This is a genomic window from Gilliamella sp. GillExp13 (assembly GCF_001690815.1).
Classification (GTDB): domain Bacteria; phylum Pseudomonadota; class Gammaproteobacteria; order Enterobacterales; family Orbaceae; genus Gilliamella; species Gilliamella bombi.
In genome coordinates this window covers 1-2075 of sequence record NZ_LZHJ01000035.1, presented here as the reverse complement: position 1 = coordinate 2075, position 2075 = coordinate 1, and the positions used below count along the sequence as shown (strand labels likewise).

Below are 2075 nucleotides of genomic sequence, written 5' to 3'. Positions count from 1 at the left end.
TGATACCCAGCCATTGGCTGAATGACGGCGTATCCGATTATAATAGATTTCAATATATTCAAATAGTGCTTTATTAGCCTGCTTCCTCGTTTTGTAGTAACAGTCATGAATAATATGGTTTTTGAGTGTATGAAAAAAACTCTCAACAACCGCATTATCAAAGCAGTTTCCTCTTCGACTCATGCTTTGCCTTAGCCCATATTGTAATAATAATTGCTTGAAATCAGCACTGCAATATTGGCTTCTTTGGTTACTATGAATGAGTACATTTTTAGGAAAGTGACGCCGAAATAAGGCTTGTTTTAATGTATTACACACTAAATGACGGTCTATGTAGCGACTGGTTTGCCTAGCAATCACTTTTCGTCCATATAAATCGATAATCACCGACAAATATAACCAACCTTCCCCCGTTTTAATATAAGTAATATCGGTTACCCATGTTTTATTAGGCTTATCAGGGTTAAATTGTCTATCTAACGTGTTGGGCACAATATTGTGATGAGCCGTGTCTGTTTTATACTTGAATTTACGTGCTGCTTTACTATGCAATCTCAAACTACGTAATCCCAATTGTTGCAAAACACGGCTAATTGTCCTTTCTGAAATTTGATAGCCCGCTTCTCTTGCATCATGAAGCAGGCTTGGTGCACCCAAACGGGCTTTATGTTGCCAATACTGTTTTTGGATATACTCGCTGAGTTTGGCGGATTTGTTTGCTCTTTTTAACCAAGCATAATAACCTGATGAACTGACACCAAGTAATGAGCATATCCTAGTAACAGGATAGCTGGTTAAATGATTTTTCATATAAGTGTACTTCACCGACTTGGATTGTTGATGAAATGCACATGTGCCTTTTTTAGTATATCATTGGCCATTTTCAGTTCTTTAATCTCTTTTTCTAACGCCATAATCCGCTGTTGCTCAGCTGTTAACTCCCGACGGCTGGTTTTATTCGGGGAAAGTTGCCTAATCCATTTTTGATTTACCCACACTTAGATGGTTGGCAAGTTCGCTGATAGAAAGGTGTGCATTAGATAACGCATAATCCACTGATTGTTGTTTAAATTCGATATTAAATTTTTTAACCATAATATTTGTCTCCTATGATTTTTGTTTATATCAAAGAGGCGACTTTTGTCCACTTTTTTGGCGAGGATCAAATCCACTTCCATAAATTTTAGAAAATAATATAAGAAGAAATAACTACTTTTCACTGACCCTTCCAACTGGAAGGGTATATTACAAGTAAAATTAATCGATAATTGATAAAGGATAAAAGAGTTTTTTAATGAAATAGTCTATTCAAATCTTTGCTTTGAAGTTAGAAATGCGGATAAAAACGGTTAATGGTGATTTGAAATTGAAGTTTAGTATTGTCGCAAGTGATAATATGTTTTCCAATTGTTTTGACAGGATGTTATGATTGTAAATCAGGTTGTATGTAATTATTCATGAGCTTATCTTTGCTTGTTTCTGGTTAGATGGATGATCATTTTGTAACTCTCCCCTAAAATAGTACAGCAAAAAAGTAGAAAATTCTCTATGATAAAAGTAAAAGGGGATTTAATGATGAAAAAAATGACTGAACATCAAATCGTCGCTATTTTAAAAGAAGCTGAAGCAGGTATTCCTGTCAAGGAACTCTGCCGTAAATATGGCATGGGTAATTCAACTTTTTATAAATGGCGGGAAAAATACGGCGGCATGGAAACTTCGGATATCAAACGCTTAAAAGAGCTGGAGGCTGAAAACCGCAAACTTAAGCAGATGTTTGCCGAGCTGAGCTTAAAATCACAGCTTCAGGAAGAAATCATAAAAAAGCTTTAGTGCCCACAAAGGCACGTAAAACGTGGGCACAGCAACTACAACAAAATCATTCTGTTACTATAGCTATGAGCTGCGCTATCGTTGGCTTAAGCCGTTGTGCTTACTATTATCAACCTAAGTTACAGGATGATTCGGTGATTGTTTCGGTATTGAATGCTATCACAGACCGGCATTTACGCTGGGGCTTTCCTAAATGCTTTAATCGTATCAGAAAGCTCGGCTATCAATGGAACCATAAGCGT

The 2075-nt window shown here is 36.4% G+C and carries 2 protein-coding genes and 2 pseudogenes; 2 read left to right on the top strand and 2 right to left on the bottom strand.

Annotated elements, in window-relative coordinates; translation table 11 throughout:
• Both A9G37_RS03050 and A9G37_RS13145 read right to left on the bottom strand, forming a co-directional pair.
• Window positions 1-852 (bottom strand): annotated as a pseudogene (locus A9G37_RS03050) (IS3 family transposase); the annotation flags it as partial.
• Window positions 853-972: 120 nt separating this feature from the next.
• Complete coding sequence (locus A9G37_RS13145) at window positions 973-1095, bottom strand: hypothetical protein (RefSeq protein WP_255306845.1); 123 nt, start codon at window positions 1093-1095, stop codon at window positions 973-975.
• A gap of 453 nt (window positions 1096-1548) precedes the next feature.
• On the opposite strand from A9G37_RS13145, the gene A9G37_RS03040 reads away from it, so the two are divergent.
• Window positions 1549-1833, top strand: coding sequence for a transposase (locus A9G37_RS03040; protein WP_141670991.1), 285 nt, complete (start codon window positions 1549-1551; stop codon window positions 1831-1833).
• Window positions 1833-2075: pseudogene (locus A9G37_RS03035) on the top strand (IS3 family transposase); the annotation flags it as partial. The gene A9G37_RS03040 and the pseudogene A9G37_RS03035, both read left to right, overlap by 1 nt.